The following is a 16,455-nucleotide window of genomic DNA, read 5'->3' as shown; positions in this document are numbered from 1 at the left end:
TATGACGATGCGCTACTGTAGCAGGAGTGCCGAGCGAACGCTGCCATGAGCCTGGGCCAGCAGCCCGCGCGCCCGCACCACCGGGACCTGCCGCAGCAGCACCACGATGGCGACCTTGACGTGGTGGTCGCACTGCTCCAGCACAAAGCGGGCGCTGGCCTCGTCGGCGCCGGTGGCGTGCATGGTCAGCGCCACGGCGCGGCGCAGCAGCTTGGCGTTGGTGGCCTTCATGTCGACCATCAAGTTGCCGTACACCTTGTTCAGCCTGACCATGATGGCGCTGGAGATGGTGTTGAGCACGATCTTTTGCGAAGTGCCTGCCTTCAGGCGCGTGCTGCCGGAGATGACCTCGGAGCCGGTGTCGAGCGTGATGCCCAGCTCGGCCCGCGCGGCAACCGGCGCGTCGGCATTGTTGGCGATGCCGATGGTCAGCGCGCCGGCGGTCCGGGCCGCGTCCAGCGCGCCCAGCACATACGGCGTGCTGCCGGACGCGGCCAGCAGCAGCACCACGTCGTCGCGCTGGGGCAGCAAGGCGGCCAGGTCCAGGAAGCCTTGCCTGGCGTCGTCCTCCGCGCCCTCCACCGCCGCGAACATGGCGCGCTTGCCGCCGGCCAGCAGCGACAACGCGCGCTCGTGCGGCCACGAGAAGGTCGGGTGCAGCTCCACGCCGTCCAGCACGCCCAGGCGCCCCGAGGTGCCGGCGCCGACGTAGATCAGCCGCCCGCCGGCGGCGATGCGCGGCACGGCGGCCTCGACCGCTGCGGCGATCGCATCGGCGGCGGCCTGCACGGCGGCGACGGCCTGGAACTGGTCGGCGATCAGCGTGCCGACCAGCTTGGGGACCGGGTATTCGTCCAGGCCGGCATGTTCCTGACTGGGGCGTTCAGTGTTGAGCATGCAGAAAGTGTAGTCTTGAACAAGCGCCTGCGCCCATGAAAGCTTGCCAGGAAGGCATTCCGAAAAGTTATATGGTTACAGCCGGTTTTCATTGGCGACCACCACCCGCTCACAGTATTCTCGCTACCATCGAGTACACTACAGGCCCCACATGAAACGAGAAATGCAGGCATTGATGGGCATGTTGTTGATGGCGGGCGCCAGCGGCATGGCCGCGACCCTGGACCAGGAACTGGCCGCCGTGGCGGCCGACCAGGCGATGCCGCTGGCCAGCCTGTCGGTGCTGGCCGTTCGCGGCGGCAAGGTGCACTATCAATTCCAGGCCGGCCAGCGCCGCATCGGCGCCGCGGCCGCGCCGGCCAATGCGGACACCATGTACCGCATCGCCTCCATTTCCAAGATGATGACCACGTTTGGCGTGATGCGGCTGATCGAGCAGCATCTGCTGGAGCTGGACACGGATGTCGGCCACTACCTCGGCTACGCGCTGCGCAATCCGCACTACCCCGACCGGCCCATCACCCTGCGCATGCTGCTGACGCACACCTCGTCCCTGCGCGACGGGGCCGGCTACTTCTGGGGCGCGGAGGTCGCCATCCGCGACCAGCTGACCAGCGGCGCGCCCGGCATGTGGGCCAGCGAGGCCGGGCCGGGCGACTACTTCATGTACACCAACCTGAACTGGGGCGTGATCGGCACCATCATGGAGAAGGTCAGCGGCGAGCGCTTCGACCGCCTGATGAAGCGCCTGCTGCTCGATCCGATGGGACTGCGCGGCGGCTACAATCCATCCGAATTCACGGCCGAGGACCTCGACAACGTGGCGACCTTGTACCGCAAGCGCACCGTCGACACCGAGGTGTGGAACCCCGGCGGCCCGTGGATCGCGCAGGTGGACGACTACAGCGTCCGCCCGCCGGCCGCGCCCGCGAACGTCGCCACCTACGTCATCGGCAGCAACGGCACGCTGTTCAGTCCGACCGGCGGCCTGCGCATCTCGGCCGCCGACCTGGGCAAGGTGATGCTGATGCTGATCCAGCACGGACGCTACCAGGACCGCCAGATCCTCCAGCCCGAATCGGTGACGCTGATGTTCAGCCAGCAGTGGAAGCACAACGGCAGCAACGGCGACACCTATCGCGGCCTGTATCAAAGCTGGGGACTGGGCAACCAGCGCTTCGGGCGCGGCCGGCTGGTCGAGGGCGGCGGCTTCAACGCCGCCGGCCACCTGGGCGACGCCTATGGCTTGATCTCGACCTTCGTGGTCGACCTGCAGCACGGCAACGGCATGGTGTCGCTGATCGGCGGCACCGGCACCGACCCGGACAGCAATCCCGGCCGCTACTCGGCGATGACGCGCAGCGAGGAGCGCATCCTGACCGCGCTGTATCGCCACGCCATACTCGGCAGGTGAAGCGATGAGCGAAGTCATCGTCATCGGCGGCGGCGTGGTGGGCCTGACCTCGGCCTGGTGGTTGGCCGAGGCCGGCCATCGCGTGACGCTGGTCGAGCGCGAGGCCGAAGTCGGCAGCGTGGCCAGTTACCGCAACGGCGGCCAGCTCAGCTACCGCTACGTGTCGCCGCTGGCGGACGCCGGTGTGCCCTTGAAGGCCTTGCACTGGCTGTTCCAGCCCGATGGACCGCTGCGCTTCCGGCCCGAGGCGGATCCGCGGCAGTGGCGCTGGCTGGCGCGCTTCCTCGCCAACTGCAACGCGGCCGCCAACCGCCGCACCACCGCGACGCTGCTGCAATTGGGCGAGTTGAGCCGCAACGCGATGAGCGAATTGTCGCTGCATGTGCCGCTGTCCGAATTCGGCTGGCGCGACGCGGGCAAGCTGGTGGTGTACCGCAGCGCGCGCCTGTTCGAGCACGCCGCCGGACTCGCCCAGGCCGGTGCCGAGCTGTGGACGCCAGCCGCGATCGCCTGGCGGGAACCCGCGCTGGCGGCGCTGCAGGGCGAGCTGGCGGGCGGCATCTTCAATCCGGGCGAGGCGGTGGCGGACTGCCATGCCTTCTGCCTGGCGCTGCTGCAGCGCTTGCGTGCGCATCCCGGCTTCAACGGCGTGCTGCATCGCGACGTGAACCGCATCCACATCAAGCGCGGCAACGTGGACCGGCTGGATACCACCGCCGGTCCGTTGCGCGCCGACCATTACGTGCTGGCGGCCGGCATCGCCAGCCGCGATCTGGCAGCCGGGGCCGGGATCTACCTGCCGCTGTATCCGCTCAAGGGCTACAGCTTGTCCGCACCGATCCGCGCCGCCGACAACGCGCCGCAAATCAGCGTGACGGACTTTGAACGCAAGGTGCTGTACGCGCGTATCGGCCCGCAGCTGCGCGTCGCGGCGATGGTGGACATGGTGGGGGCGGACCGGCGCATCGATCAGCGCCGCATCCAAAGCCTGGTACGGCTGGCCCGCGAAGCCATGCCCGGCGCGGCCGACTACGGACAGGCCGAGGCCTGGGCCGGCTTGCGTCCGGCCACGCCCGGCGGCGCGCCCATCATCGGCGCCACCCGCCACCGCAATCTGTGGCTGAACGTGGGCCACGGGCCGCTGGGATTCACCTTTGCCTGCGGCAGCGCCAGCCTGCTGGCGGGTTTATTGGGCGGCACGCCCCTCCCGCCCGCGCTGGCCGGACTGGCGCCGCGCCGCTGACAAGCCGGAAAATTTGCGCACCAGCCGCCTCGCCGCAAGGTGGCATGCCAAAACAACAGGCGCTCGCGTACAATCCTTGTATGCAACTAGGATTACTCGATGAGAAATAGCCTGCCCTCCGCGGAACTCCCACAGATGGCGCGCGCCGTGTCCATACGCCGGCTGCTGCGTGACGGCAGCCGGCACGAACTGCTGTCGGTTTCGGCCTTGTGGCTGTTGTCGCTGGCCGCCAGCATCGGGCTGGGGCTGATCTCGGTGATCTTCAAGTGGTCCGGCCTGCCGGTCCACCTGGGCGGGCTGGAGCTGTACATCACCGTCTATCCGCCGCTGGTGATCTGCCTGGTGTGGACGCTGACCTGCGGCTGGTGGTGGGGCGCCATTCCCGCCTATCTGGCCACCCTGACGCTCGCCCTCTACGGCGGCATGCCGCTGTCCTGGGCGCTGCTGTTCAGCGCCGCCAATCCGCTCGGCTTCGCGGTCATGGGGCTGGGCTACCGGGCCATCGCCATCAGCCGGAATTTGAGCAGCATGAGCGCGATGCTGTTTTATGTGCAACTGTCGTTCGTGAGCGCCATTTTCAGCTCCAGCGGCGCGCTGGTCTGGTGCTACACCAACCGCATTGATTCGACCGCCCTGCTGCCGATCTGGCAGGGCTGGTGGCTGGGCGCCTTCCTGCAAAGCGTGTTCCTGTGCGCGCCGGCGCTGGCCCTGCTGTGGCCGCACCTGGAGCGCTGGCAGCAAGCCAGGCCGCAATTGCTGGCCGATGCCGCGGCCGATCCGCGCGGTTCGGTGCTGCGCCTGCTCGGTTGCGTGACGGTCGGCGTGCTGATCTATGGTTTCGTGACGCTGCAGCTGGCCGACAACCTGTTGCACGCGCAGGCGGCCGGCATCCCGGCGGCGCTGGCGCGGGCGCTCGAGGTTGCCCGGGATACGACCTGGGCGTTCTACTGGGTGTTCGCGCTGATTGTCGTGTTCATCGCGGCGTTCGGCTACCACATGTTCATCCACTGGCAGACGCTGACCAACCAGCTGGTCACCGACCTGCGCCACGCCAACCAGCGGCTGTACATGCTGGCCGGCACCGACAGCCTGACCGGCCTGCACAACCGCCGCGTGGCCGACGAGCGCATCGCCGCCGAATGGCAGCGCGCGCAACGGCTGGGCCTGCAGGCGGCGCTGGTGATGATCGACATCGACCATTTCAAGCAGATCAACGACCGCCACGGCCACCCGGTCGGCGACGAGGCGATCCGCATCCTGGCGTCCGAGATCCGTGCGCTGTCGCGCGAGATCGACTGCGCCTGCCGCTACGGCGGCGAGGAATTCGTCATCCTGCTGCCGCAGGCCGACGCCGAAGGCGCCCATGGGTTCGCCGAGCGGCTGCGCACGCAGGTGGCGGCGGTGCCGGTGGCGAGCGAGCACGGTGCCTTCCATTTCACGGTCAGCGCCGGCATCGCGCTGTTCGACCCCGCGGACGCCAGCCATGACGGCTGGATCGAACGCTGCGACAGCGCGCTGTACCGGGCCAAGCGCAACGGCCGCAACCAGGTGGTGTCCGAAGCGCCCGTGGCCGTCTGACTTGGTTCCCTGGGAACTCATCCCCGTCCTACATCCACACTGCGCGCGCACCTATACCTGTACGGTCACGCTCCAAGGATGATGAGTGTTGTCACCTCGTTATTTGACGCGGGACCGCACCAACTATCTGGAGACCACCATGAGCTACCTAGACCGTGATACCTATGGCATTTACAGTGACACCTCGGAAGGCCCCGGCCCCCGCCTGATGGGCGCGGATACGCTGATCGGCGAAGATGTCTACAACCGCCAGGATGAAGACCTGGGCGACATCAAGGAAATCATGCTGGACATGCGCCAGGGCCAAGTGGCCTATGCCGTGCTGTCGTTCGGCGGCTGGCTGGGCATGGGCGACAAGCTGTTCGCCGTCCCTTGGCAGGCGCTGCAGCTGGACACCGCCAACAAGCGCTTCCTGCTCGACGTATCCAAGGAACACCTGAAAAACGCCCCCGGCTTCAACAAGGACAACTGGCCGGACATGGCCAGCACCGAGTTCAGCACGCAGATCCACAACTTCTACGGCACCCAGCAGAACGTGCCGGGCGCCCGCACCGCCAGCGGCAGTGTGATGGGCAGCAGCACCGGCAGCCTGCAGAGCGACCAGCCCGGCAGCGCCAGCAGGAGCACTTCCGGCAGCAGCAGCGGCACGCTGTAGCGGCTGGCCCACAGAACGCGCAGATTGGCTCGTCAAGGCATGCGATAGCAGGCATGCCTTGCGGGCATCTCTGGTCTAATTGTTGTACCAACAGCAATTAGACCGACCATGCAAAAATCCTTCGCCGTTCCCCTGCTCGCGCTGGCGCTGTGCGCCGGCCCCACCCTCGCCTTCGAACCCCTGCCACCCGAGACCATGGACGACACCCGCGTCTTCAAGGTGGAAGTGTTGCAGGTGACGGACATCGAACCCTACCAGGAAGCGTACAACGGCTTCCTCAAATCGCTGCAATCGAGCGGCCTGGTGGCCGGTAAGAACCTGAGCATCAACAAGGTGGCGATTGACTTCGACATCGAAAAAGGCGGCTTCTGGAGCCGGCTGGGCGTGCTCTTGCGCATCCGCCAGGAGGCCGGCCGCATCGTCGAGGCCAAGCCCGACCTGGTGCTGACCATCGGCACGCCGGCCACCAAGTACGCGCGCGGCATGCTGGCCGACGCCCATATCCCGCTGGTCTTCACGGCGGTCGCCAATCCCGAGGACGCCGGCTGCGTGTCGCTGGTCGACGGCGGCGAAGGCGCGACCGGCTCCACGCTGTACACCGACATGGCCGACTCGCTCAAGCTGGTCCAGGACGTGTTCCCGAATGTGCGCCGGATCGGCATGGTCTACACCGACGACGAGAACGGCGTCGCCAACGTCGCGGCGGCGACCCGCAGCGGCAAGCCGCTGGGCCTGGACGTCAGCTCCAGGCTGGTCAACAAGACCGACCATATCGCGCCGTCGCTGAAGGAGCTGTACGGCGCCGGCCGCGGCGTGCAGATGTTCGCCGTGCCGCTGGACACCTACTACGGCCTGCACCGCTACGAGGCGGCCATCGACCTGGGCGACTTCGGCATCGAAAACAAGGTGCCGGTGGTGACGCTGGCGATGGTGCGGGTGCCGGGCGCGGCGCTGTACGTGGGCGCCGATTTCGCCCAGGTCGGGCGGCTGGCCGGCAACCAGGCGGCCAAGATCCTGCAGCGCCACACCAAGCCGGATGTGCTGCCCATCCTGCGCCAGGAGACGCCGACCGTGATGGTCGACCCGGCACGCATGGCGGCGCTGGAAGTGACGCTGCCGCCGGCCATGGCGGCGCGCAAGACCGTCACCTCCAGCGGTTTCTGGCAAATCGACCTGGCCAAGTAAGTTGTTGCTATACTCACAGCATCATTTGACAACTATTTGGAACGCTTATGCGGCACAGGCCAGTCCTCGCCCTGATGTTTCTACTGGGCCTGGCCGCCGGCCCCGCGCGCGCCGGCGACGACGCCCCGCACCTTGTCATGGCCACCATGCTGGAGCAGCAGAACGGCTTTGCCGGACGCTGGCTCAGGCTGATCTACACCGAGGCCTTCCAGCAACTGGGTGTGGCGATGGAAATACGCAGCTTGCCCGCCGCCCGGGCCAGCGCCGAAGCGATCGCCGGCAACGTCGACGGCGAGCTGGCGCGCGGCTATGACTATGGCGCCATGCAGACGGCGCTGATGCGCGTGCCCGAAGCCCCCTTCTCCGCGAGCAGCGCGGCCTACACCCGGAATCCCGACATCCACCTGTCCAACGGCTGGGAATCCCTGCGCGGCACCAATTATCGCGTGGATTTCCGTTTCGGCTACCCGGTGATCCAGCAGCGGCTGGCGGCGGTGCTGCCGCCAGGCAGCTTCAGCGGCGTGCTGAACGCGCAGCTGGGCTTGCGCAAACTGGTGGTCGGGCGCACCGATCTCTACGTCGACACCGCCGAGGTGGTCGATCCCATGCTGGCCAGCCCGGAATTCATGCATGCGGGCATCCGCCAGGCCGGCGTGCTGGAACGTATGCCGATCTATGCCTACCTGAACAAGAAGCACGAAAAGCTGGCCTTGCGGCTGTCGGCCGTTATCAGGAAGATGCGCGACAGCGGCCAGATCGAGCAGCTGCGCCGGCAGGCGCTGAAGGAGTAGCCGCACCAAAACCGGGCATTTTCTCTGGCACGTTTCTTGATAGATCATAAACGTACTCATCAGGGAATGTTCGATATGGCTAAATTCTTCAACGAAATGACCGCCGACGGGCTGGCCCATCACGCCAGCGCCGAGGTCCGTGAACACTACCGCGAGTTCTGCGGCTGGTTGCAGCGCCAGTCGCCGGAAACCATCGAGCGCAAGCGCGCCGAGGCCGACCTGACCTTCCGCCGGGTCGGCATCACCTTTGCCGTCTATGGCGACGACGCCGGCACCGAGCGGCTGATTCCCTTCGACACCATCCCGCGCATCATCCCGGCGGGCGAGTGGAAGCAGCTGCAGGCCGGGCTGGTGCAGCGGGTGCAGGCGCTCAATATGTTCATCCATGATATCTATCACGACCAGAACATCATCAAGGCCGGCATCATCCCGGCCGAGCAGATCTACAAGAACGCGCAGTACCGGCCCGAGATGCAGGGCATCAAGGTGGCGTCGGACATCTACGCCCACATCGCCGGCGTCGACATCGTGCGCGCCGGCCAGGGCGAGTTCTATGTGCTGGAGGACAACCTGCGGGTGCCGTCCGGCGTGTCCTACATGCTGGAAGACCGCAAGATGATGATGCGGCTGTTCCCCGAACTGTTCGCCCGCAACAAGATCGCGCCGGTCGACCATTATCCCGATTTGCTGCTGGATAACCTGCGCTCGGTCGCGCCGATGGGCATCAACGATCCCACCGTGGTGGTGATGACGCCGGGCATGTACAACTCGGCCTACTTCGAGCACGCCTTCCTGGCCCAGCAGATGGGCGTGGAACTGGTCGAGGGCAAGGATTTGTTTGTCAGCGACAACACCGTCTTCATGCGCACCACGCGCGGCCCCAAGCGGGTGGACGTGATCTACCGCCGCCTCGACGACGATTTCCTCGATCCGCTGGCGTTCCGCCCGGATTCCTCGCTCGGCGTGCCGGGCCTGCTGTCGGTCTACCGCGCCGGACGGGTCACGCTGGCCAACGCCATCGGCACCGGCGTGGCGGACGACAAGTCGATCTATCCCTTTGTTCCCGACATGATCAAGTTCTACCTGTCGGAGGCGCCGGTGCTCAACAACGTGCCGACCTACCAGTGCCGCAAGAAGGAAGACCTGGCCTACACGCTGGCCAACCTGCCCGATCTGGTGGTCAAGGAAGTGCATGGCGCCGGCGGCTACGGCATGCTGGTCGGACCGGCCTCGACCAAACAGCAGATCGAGGATTTCCGCCAGCGCCTGATCGCCAAGCCGGACGGCTACATCGCCCAGCCGACGCTGGCGCTGTCCGCCTGCCCCACCTACGTGGAAAACGGCATCGCGCCGCGCCACATCGATTTGCGTCCCTTCGTACTGTCGGGCAAGACCATTTCCATGGTGCCCGGCGGGCTGACCCGCGTGGCGCTGCAGGAAGGCTCGCTGGTGGTGAATTCGTCGCAAGGCGGCGGCACCAAGGACACCTGGATACTGGAACGTTAAGGAGACACCATGTTAAGCCGCACCGCCGACCACCTGTTCTGGATGGCGCGCTACACCGAGCGCGCCGAAAACACCGCCCGCATGCTCGACGTCAATGTGCAGACGTCGATGCTGCCCCAGTCCGACGAGGAAAACGCCCAGGGCTGGCGCGCCATGCTCGGCATCTCGGAGCTGCAGTCCGCCTTCGACCGCAAGTATGACTCGCTGGAGGCGCGCGCCGTCATCGACTTCATGGTGCGCGATCCGGACAACCCCTCCTCCATCGTGGCCTGCCTGACCGAGGCGCGCGAAAACGCCCGCGCCGTGCGCGGCACGCTGACCACGGAAGTGTGGGAAATCCAGAACCAGACCTGGCTGGACATGCAGAAACGGCTGGACAGCGACCTGCTGGAAAACGATCCCAGCAAATTCTTCGAATGGGTCAAGTTCCGCTCGCACCTGTCGCGCGGGGTGACCGTGGGCACCATGTTGCGCGACGAGGCCGTGCATTTCATCCGCCTCGGCACCTTCCTGGAGCGGGCCGACAACACGGCGCGCATCCTCGACGTCAAGTTCCATGGCGGCGGCGCGGAGAGCACCGGCGAGACCATGACCCAGCGCGATTTCTACTACTGGGGCGCGCTGCTGCGTTCGGTGTCGGGCTTCGAGATCTACCGCAAGGTGTACCGCGACGTCATCACGCCGGCGCGCATCGCCGAACTGCTGATGTTGCGCGGCGATATGCCGCGCTCACTGCTGGCCTGCATGGACGAAGTGGTCCACAACCTGCGCGAGGTGCGCAACGACGTGTCGGCCGACACGGAGCGTTTCGCCGGCAAGCTGCGCGCGGAACTGCAATTCGGCAAGATCGACGACATCCTGGCGACCGGCCTGCACGACACGCTGACCGGCTTCCTGGCCGATATTTACCAACTGGGCAACCGCGTCAGCCGCGATTTCCTGGTGCCGCTGGCGGCTTGAAACGAGGCAACCCATGCAACTGACGATACGTCACGAAACGCGCTACACCTACACCACGCCGCTGGCCTACACCATCCAGCAGCTGCACCTGACGCCGCGCGCGGAGGCGCAGCAGCATGTGCTGTCGTGGAATATCGCGATGCCGGGCCATGTGCATGCCTACACCGATGCGTACGGCAACCTGTCGCACATGATGACGATGGACGTGCCGCACCAGGGGCTGGCCATCGTGGCGGCCGGCGTGGTGGAAACCACCAGCCCGAAACAGGGCCGCATTCCCAACGGCGACAGCCTGTCGCCGCTGATCTACACGGTGTCGACGCGCCTGACCGAGCCCACGCCCGGCATCCTGGAGCTGGCGGCATCCTGCCTGCCGGACGGCAAGGCGCAAACCAAGGACTTGCTGCGCCTGGCCGAGCACATCTTTGGTGCGGTCCGGTATCAAAGCGGTGCGACCGCCGTCACCACCACGGCCAGCGACGCGCTGGCACTGGGCCAGGGCGTATGCCAGGACCACGCGCACCTGTTCCTGGCCTGCTGCCATGCGCATGGCATACCGGCGCGCTACGTGTCCGGCTATATCGACCCGGAAACCAGCGATCACGCGGCCAGCCATGCCTGGGTGGACGCCTGGGCCGAGGACAAGGACTACACCGGCTGGGTCAGCATCGACGTGACCCACGCGCGGCTGATGACCGACGCCTATTGCCGCCTGGCGATCGGGCGCGACTACGACGCGGCGGCGCCGGTGCGCGGCGTGCGGCGCGGCGGCGGCACCGAGTCGATGAGCGTGGACGTGCAGATCGTGCCGCAGTGAGTGGACAATGGGCACCCCGGCGACGGGTGTACAATAATAATTATTCTAATCAATAACTTGCAACGATGACTTACTGTGTGGGCATGCGCCTGGATGCCGGGCTGGTGTTTCTTTCCGATTCGCGCACCAACGCCGGGGTGGACCAGGTCGGCACGTTCCGCAAGATGAGCGTGTTTGAGATTCCCGGCGACCGCATGATGGTGCTGATGACCGCCGGCAATCTGTCGATCTCGCAGTCGATACGCCAGCTGGTGGCCGAGCAGCAAAACGCCGACGGCCACAGCATCTGGAACGCCACCAGCATGCACGAGGCCGCGCGCCTGCTGGGCGATGCCGTGCGGCAGGTGCACGAGCGGGAAGCCAAGGCGCTGGCCGAGTTCGGCATTGAATTCAATGTCAGCATCATTTTCGGCGGCCAGATCAAGGGCGAGCGCTGCCGTTTGTTCCAGATCTATTCGGCCGGCAATTTCATCGAATCCCACGACGAAAACACTTATTTCCAGATCGGCGAAGCCAAGTACGGCAAGCCCATCATCGACCGCGTGGTGACGCCGGCCACCGGCCTGGACGATGCGGCCAAGTGCGCGCTGATTTCCATGGATTCCACGCTGCGCTCCAATGTATCGGTCGGCCTGCCGCTGGACCTGCTGGTGTACGAGCGCGACAGGCTGGCGGTGACCCGCTTCGTCACCATTGACGAGCGCAACCAGTATTTCCAGATGATCCGCAACACCTGGGGCCACCAGCTCAAGCGCGTATTCGAAGGGCTGGACAACCCGGTCTGGAACGCCGCCCCTGAAGCGACCGCCAATGTGCTGCATTCGACCCACACCGGCAGCAAACCGGTGCGGGTGACGCCACCGGCCGGCGTGGCGGCGCCCGCGGCGTCGACCACGCCATTGCAGACGCTCACGCAACAGTTCCACGACGGTCAACAGTAACCGCCGGCTCCAGCCATCGGGACAGAGTATGATGGAGGTAAATTCAACACTCACGGAGCGCTGCATGTCTGATGCCACACCGCCGGTATCCGAGGAACAGATCTTTTCGGTCGATACTTTGATCAAGTACATGGGTAATGACGACAAGGCGCTGGCCGTGGTCTCGAAAATCGTCCGGGACGCCTGCGCGCCCGGCCTGGCGCCGATGCAGCAGGCCGCCGAAGCGCTGCGCGACGAGCGCTACACCGACGCCGGCAAGACCCTGCACAGCCTGCGCGGTTCGATCGGCACGCTGGGCGCCAAACGCCTGGTCAGCACCTCGCTCAAGCTGGAGCAGGCGATCGCCGAACGTCGTCTGGATCAAATTCCTTCCCTGTTCGCCGCGCTCGAGTCCGAATACCGACTGGTACTGCAGTCCGCCGACGCCTGGTTGCAACGGAGCGCGCCACTAGGCGGCCCAGCGGGCCAAGCCTGAGTCACCTGACGGCCGGCACGATCTCGCACCGCCTTGACCCGAAATCAACAAATAACAACACCACCGGCATTGCGCTCAACAAAGCGGCAGTGTATCGTTCAGTAATTGTGAATTTCGGCCTATGCTGCAGTGCAACCAAGCGAGCCGCGCCGCGCTTTTTTCGCCCCACTTAACGAATGGTTACAATTGTTACCCTGATTATGGCCTTGCAAACAGGAGCCTGAAAATCTTCGTGATAAGATCCCTTCCGAATTGATAAGCGATGGCAGCTAGCAAGACAGAAGCTGGCGTGCGCCACGTTTTTCCGCTGTTTTGTAGAATGGAAAGCCAAACTATTGCAATTCAGCATCTTGCGCAATTGATAATTTGTCTCAGTGCAAGTATAATGGTGCATTGCATCGAGGCGGTGGCAACTTGCGCATCGAACTTGAAGTGCCGGGGCAGACGGCATCGGTTTTTTTAGCCTTGGGTAGATTAGCAGGAAGGCTTTCCTCTCCGACAACGGTATGGCTTTAACCAAGGGTAACTAAAATATGGAATTATTCAACAAGTCGGGTGTACTGGTATCGTCGGTGTTGGTGCTGGTGGGCGCATTGATCGCCTGCCAGGCGCAAGAAGACGCGATCCCGTCGCCGACCGTGATTGAAGCCGCCGCCATGCAAATGGGTCCAATGGGCCAGACCGCCGCCGAACGCCGGCTGCAAGAATGGGCCGACCAGGGTTCTCCAGTGGCCCAGCGCGAGCTGGCGTTGCGTTACCTGGCCAACCCGGCCAAGCGCCACGAAGCCATGCAGCTGTTCGAGCGTGCCGCCAATGCCGGCGACGCCCAGGCCGCGGAAGGACTGGTCGGTATGTATCACGGCAACACCGCGGCCATGCAAAGCGGCAGCGGTAATTCGGCCATCAGCGCCGGCCGCGTGATCAAGGAAGCAGCCAACGTGAATTATCTGCCGCGCTGAGCCCCCTGCCCGCTTCGCCATTGAGCCGCGACACCCTCCAGGTGCTGCGGCTTTTTTATTAGACAAGACATCAAAGGACCGGCGTATGGACAGGTTGCGTGCACTGGAAGTGTTTGTGGAAGTGGTGCGCAGGGAAGGCTTTGCCCGCGCCGCCGAGGCGCTCGACACCTCGCCGGCCAATGTGACCCGCTACATCAGCGACCTCGAGGCCCATCTGCAAACCCGGCTGCTGAACCGCAGCTCGCGCAAGATGTCGCTCACCTCCAGCGGCGAAGCGCTGTACGAACGGGCCAAGTCCATCCTGGACGACGTGGCGGAGGCGGAAGCGATCGCTTCATCCGCCACCATGCAGCCGCATGGCGTGCTGCGCATCAATGCCCCGCTCAGCTTCGGCGTGCTGCACCTGGCGCCGCTGTGGGCCCGCTTCATGCGGAAATATCCCGACGTGCAGCTGGATGTCGCGCTGATCGACCGCGTGGTCGACATCGTCGAGGAAGGCTATGACATGGCGATCCGCATTTCGCGCGCCGGTTCGGCATCGAACGTGGCGCGCAAGCTGGCCACGTCGCACAACATCCTGTGCGCGTCGCCGGACTATATCCAGCAGCATGGCATGCCCTTGCATCCCGCCGAGCTGCTGCAGCACAGCTGCATCGGCTACAGCTACGCGGCCACGGCCGACGAATGGCAGATTCTCGATGCCAGGGAGCAGCCGCACGCGGTCAAGGTGCAGTGCGCCATGCATACCAACAATGGCGACACCGCCCGCGCCGCCGCCCTGGGCGGACTGGGCGTGATCTGGCAGCCGAGCTTCCTGGTGGGCGCCGACCTGCGCGCGGGCAGGCTGGTCCGGGTGCTGCCCGAGTATCACCTGCCGGACATCGACGTGATGGCCGTCTACCCCAGCCGCCGCCACCTGAGCGCCAAGGTGCGGGTGATGATCGACTTCCTGGTCGAGCAGTTTGCCGGCATCCCGCCGTGGGACCGTGCCGACTAGTTTTCGACCATAAGGATCCCCGAATCCTTTTGACGCAGGTCATACGGCCTGCCTGCCCTAGCGCGGATACTCAATGGGCTGACCGCACAGGAGGGGATGCGACGATGGATCCACGCGTACAATATCGGGAACAATTGCAGGCCTTCACCCGCCAGCACCGGGCGGGGCATTGGAGCGGCAGCTTCGCGCAATTCATGGAACAGGTGTTGCCGGTGGCGCCCTGCCAGTTCGTGCGCAGTTCGCATCAGTACATCTGGGACATGCTCGGCTGGAGCGGCCAGCAGGATGAAAGCGGCAAGCCGCGCTGCAAGCTGTTCGCCGACGAACTGTTCGGTATCGACGATGCGCTGGCGCGCGTGGCCGACTATTTCAAGGCGGCCGCCGCCGGATCGGAGGTCGGCCGGCGCCTGCTGCTGTTGCTGGGGCCGCCGTCGGGCGGCAAGTCCACGCTGGTGATACGGCTCAAGCGCGGGCTGGAGGAATACAGCTACACCGACGCCGGCGCGCTGTTCGGCATCGCCGGCTGCCCGGTGCACGAATCGCCGCTGCATCTGGTGCCGCACACCATGCGCTCGGGTTTTCGCGACACCTACGGCGTCGAAGTGACGGGCGAACTGTGTCCGCATTGCCGCGCACGGCAGGAGCATGAGCTGCGCGGCGACTTCCTGCGCATGCCGGTCGAGCGCATCTTCATCTCGGAAGCCGGCCGTGTCGGCGTGGGCACCTATGCGCCGCACGATCCCAACACGGCCGACATCGCCGACCTGGTGGGATCGGTCGACCTCTCCAAGGTGGCCGAGTTCGGCGACGAGGGCGACCCGCGCGCCTGGTCGTGGTCCGGCGCGGTGTACGCGGCCAGCCGCGGCATGCTGGAGATGATCGAGATCCTCAAGGTCAAGCGGGAGTTCCTGTACCTGCTGCTGACACTGACGCAGGAGAAGAACGTCAAGGTGGCGCGCTTTCCGCTGATCTACCTCGACGAAACCATCCTCGCCCACACCAACCTGGCCGAATTCCGCAAGTTCCTGCAGGAGAGCGAGAACGAAGGCCTGCTCGACCGGATGGTGATCGTGCAGGTACCGTACACGCTGAACTATCGCGAAGAGGCACGCATCTACCACAAGCTGATCCTGGCGGCCGCGCCGGCCTTCCGCAGCGTCCACCTGGACCCGCACGTGCTGCATGCGGCAGCCGTGTTCGCGGTGCTGACCCGCTTGCACGAAGGCGAGGAACGCGACGGCGATCTTGCCAGGCGGGTGCGCATTTTTGCCGGCGAGGACATGGACGGCATCCACCCGGCGGAGGCGCAGCGGCTGCGCCATCGCGACAAGGCGCCGGACGAGGGCCTGGCCGGCGTTTCCCCGCGCTTTGTCATCAATGCCCTGTCGAACGCGATCATCCAGACGTCCCGCAGCAGCCTGACCACGATGGACCTGCTGCTGGCGTTAAAGGACGGCATCGAAAGCGACGCCCGCATCGAGCCAGCCCGCAAGCGCAAATGGGTGGACTATCTGGTGTTGACGCGCAAGGATTTCTACAACCGCTGGGTCAAGGAGGATGTGCACAAGGCGCTGTTCGTGTCCTTCGAGCAAGAGGTCGAGGAAATGCTGGGCAAGTATCTGGACGAAGTCGAGGCCATGCTGGACAACCGCCAGGTCAAGGATCCCATCACCAGCGAGGAGCGCAGGCCGGACGAACGTTTCCTGCGCGCGGTCGAGGAAAAGATTTCCATCTCCGATTCCGGCAAGCAGTCGTTCCGGCAGGAAGTCGTGCGCAAGGCGATGAGCGCCTACAAGCGCGGCGAGCAATTCGGCCTGGGGAGCCATGCGCAATTGCGCGACGCTTTGCAGCAATACCTGTTCGAGCAGCGCCGGGATGTACTGCGCCTGGTCAGCTCCAGCAAGCGCCCCGATGACGACGTGCGTGCGAAGATCTCGGCGGTCGAACGCCGCCTGGTCGATGAATATGGCTACGACAGCCACTGCGCGCGCGAAGCCTTGAACTACGTCACCACGCTGCTGGCGCAGGAATGAGGCC

The 16,455-nt window shown here is 65.3% G+C and carries 15 protein-coding genes; 14 read left to right on the top strand and 1 reads right to left on the bottom strand.

The features are described from left to right. Window positions 1–12 precede the first annotated feature (12 nt). Window positions 13–897, bottom strand: a complete 885-nt coding sequence (locus GTP90_RS16255; protein ID WP_161084534.1) for an N-acetylmuramic acid 6-phosphate etherase — start codon at window positions 895–897, stop codon at window positions 13–15. Between the two features lie 151 nt (window positions 898–1,048). Between GTP90_RS16255 and GTP90_RS16250 the strand changes: the two genes are divergently transcribed. From GTP90_RS16250 to GTP90_RS16185, 14 genes are all read left to right on the top strand, one after another. Beyond that, complete coding sequence (locus GTP90_RS16250; protein ID WP_254451888.1) at window positions 1,049–2,311, top strand: serine hydrolase domain-containing protein; 1,263 nt, start codon at window positions 1,049–1,051, stop codon at window positions 2,309–2,311. A 4-nt stretch (window positions 2,312–2,315) separates the two neighbouring features. Further along, complete coding sequence (locus GTP90_RS16245; RefSeq protein WP_161084533.1) at window positions 2,316–3,554, top strand: D-amino acid dehydrogenase; 1,239 nt, start codon at window positions 2,316–2,318, stop codon at window positions 3,552–3,554. Between the two features lie 147 nt (window positions 3,555–3,701). Continuing rightward, complete coding sequence (locus GTP90_RS16240) at window positions 3,702–5,132, top strand: sensor domain-containing diguanylate cyclase (protein WP_371875065.1); 1,431 nt, start codon at window positions 3,702–3,704, stop codon at window positions 5,130–5,132. Between the two features lie 139 nt (window positions 5,133–5,271). Then, window positions 5,272–5,787: a PRC-barrel domain-containing protein gene (locus GTP90_RS16235; protein WP_161084531.1), complete on the top strand. Its 516-nt coding sequence runs from the start codon at window positions 5,272–5,274 to the stop codon at window positions 5,785–5,787. Window positions 5,788–5,895: 108 nt separating this feature from the next. Next, a complete protein-coding gene (locus GTP90_RS16230; protein ID WP_161084530.1) occupies window positions 5,896–6,972 on the top strand; it encodes an ABC transporter substrate-binding protein in 1,077 nt (358 codons plus the stop codon). Between the two features lie 47 nt (window positions 6,973–7,019). Beyond that, window positions 7,020–7,763, top strand: coding sequence for a transporter substrate-binding domain-containing protein (locus GTP90_RS16225; RefSeq protein WP_161084529.1), 744 nt, complete (start codon window positions 7,020–7,022; stop codon window positions 7,761–7,763). Window positions 7,764–7,838: 75 nt separating this feature from the next. Further along, window positions 7,839–9,269: a circularly permuted type 2 ATP-grasp protein gene (locus GTP90_RS16220; RefSeq protein ID WP_161084528.1), complete on the top strand. Its 1,431-nt coding sequence runs from the start codon at window positions 7,839–7,841 to the stop codon at window positions 9,267–9,269. A gap of 9 nt (window positions 9,270–9,278) precedes the next feature. Beyond that, entirely contained in the window at window positions 9,279–10,229 is a 951-nt protein-coding gene (locus GTP90_RS16215) for an alpha-E domain-containing protein (RefSeq protein WP_161084527.1), read from the top strand. Window positions 10,230–10,242: 13 nt separating this feature from the next. Then, window positions 10,243–11,046 carry a transglutaminase family protein gene (locus GTP90_RS16210; RefSeq protein WP_161084526.1) on the top strand — a complete coding sequence of 268 codons (804 nt, stop codon included), beginning with the start codon at window positions 10,243–10,245 and terminating at the stop codon, window positions 11,044–11,046. 65 nt (window positions 11,047–11,111) lie between these two features. After that, a complete protein-coding gene (locus GTP90_RS16205; RefSeq protein WP_161084525.1) occupies window positions 11,112–11,987 on the top strand; it encodes a proteasome-type protease in 876 nt (291 codons plus the stop codon). Window positions 11,988–12,051: 64 nt separating this feature from the next. Then, window positions 12,052–12,462 (top strand): Hpt domain-containing protein, encoded by a 411-nt coding sequence (locus GTP90_RS16200; RefSeq protein ID WP_161084524.1) that lies wholly within the window; start codon window positions 12,052–12,054, stop codon window positions 12,460–12,462. 533 nt (window positions 12,463–12,995) lie between these two features. After that, complete coding sequence (locus tag GTP90_RS16195) at window positions 12,996–13,421, top strand: hypothetical protein (RefSeq protein WP_161084523.1); 426 nt, start codon at window positions 12,996–12,998, stop codon at window positions 13,419–13,421. A gap of 85 nt (window positions 13,422–13,506) precedes the next feature. Next, complete coding sequence (locus GTP90_RS16190) at window positions 13,507–14,418, top strand: LysR family transcriptional regulator (protein ID WP_161084522.1); 912 nt, start codon at window positions 13,507–13,509, stop codon at window positions 14,416–14,418. 104 nt (window positions 14,419–14,522) lie between these two features. Further along, window positions 14,523–16,451: a serine protein kinase gene (locus GTP90_RS16185; protein ID WP_161084521.1), complete on the top strand. Its 1,929-nt coding sequence runs from the start codon at window positions 14,523–14,525 to the stop codon at window positions 16,449–16,451. The last annotated feature ends 4 nt before the right edge of the window (window positions 16,452–16,455 follow it).

It is taken from the genome of Duganella vulcania, from assembly GCF_009857655.1.
Lineage (GTDB): Bacteria > Pseudomonadota > Gammaproteobacteria > Burkholderiales > Burkholderiaceae_D > Rugamonas > Rugamonas vulcania.
This window is presented reverse-complemented; position numbering and strand designations above follow the sequence as displayed.